General features: G+C 50.0%; 1 protein-coding gene. It reads left to right on the top strand.

What is annotated here, in order from left to right; all coding sequences use genetic code 11:
- Positions 1-109: 109 nt before the first annotated feature.
- A partial coding sequence (locus tag VZP09_RS24445; protein WP_328795514.1) for an ISNCY family transposase occupies positions 110-894 on the top strand: 785 nt, incomplete at its 3' end.

Below are 894 nucleotides of genomic sequence, written 5' to 3'. Positions count from 1 at the left end.
TTGTAGCTCCCATATTCTAATGTCACTTTTAACCCATTTAGTGATGTCACTTTTTCTGGCATAAAGGATCCAATCCTCAGGCCATGGAGACATCAGGATGCTTGTGACCATGTCAGATAAAGAAATCAGTCGGATCAACGTCATTCAATCAGTTGTTGAAAAACGTATGCGCCGTCGTGATGCTGCTCATCAGCTTGCTTTGACCGAACGTCAGACACAGCGGTTAATGAACCGCTTTCGTGAGTCTGGTGCCGCAGGATTGGTAAACCTTCGGCGTGGACGCCCTGGTAATCACAGGCTTCCTGAGTCACTGAAGCTGCGAGTTCTTTCGTTACTTCACGATCATTACAGCGACTTTGGACCAACACTGGCCGCAGAAAAATTACGCGAACGCCACAACATCACAGTATCTGTTGAAACGCTCAGAAAATGGATGACAGCGGATGGACTCTGGGTTCCTTATTCACGTCGCAGGCCCCGCGTTCATCAACCCAGATATCGGCGTGACTGCCTCGGAGAACTTGTTCAGATTGATGGTTCNCCGCANGACTGGTTTGAAGGCCGTGCACCGAAATGCTGCCTGCTCGTCTTTATTGATGACGCGACTGGCCGCCTGATGCACCTCCGTTTTGGTGAGACTGAATCAGCTTTTGATTACATGATGGCCACTCGCGAGTATCTCGAGCAACACGGCAAGCCCCTTGCGTTCTACAGCGATAAGCACGGCATTTTCAGGGTCAATAATGGAGGATCCACTACGACCGGAGTCACCCAGTTTGGCCGTGTACTTTCTGAACTTGGGATCGAGTTGATTTGTGCCAACAGTCCACAGGCTAAAGGCCGTGTGGAGCGAGCAAATCAGACACTTCAGGATCGGCTTATCAAAGAGATGCG

The sequence above is a fragment of the Klebsiella sp. EMBS2024 genome, assembly GCF_036233805.1.
GTDB classification, from domain to species: domain Bacteria; phylum Pseudomonadota; class Gammaproteobacteria; order Enterobacterales; family Enterobacteriaceae; genus Klebsiella; species Klebsiella pneumoniae.
This window is presented reverse-complemented; position numbering and strand designations above follow the sequence as displayed.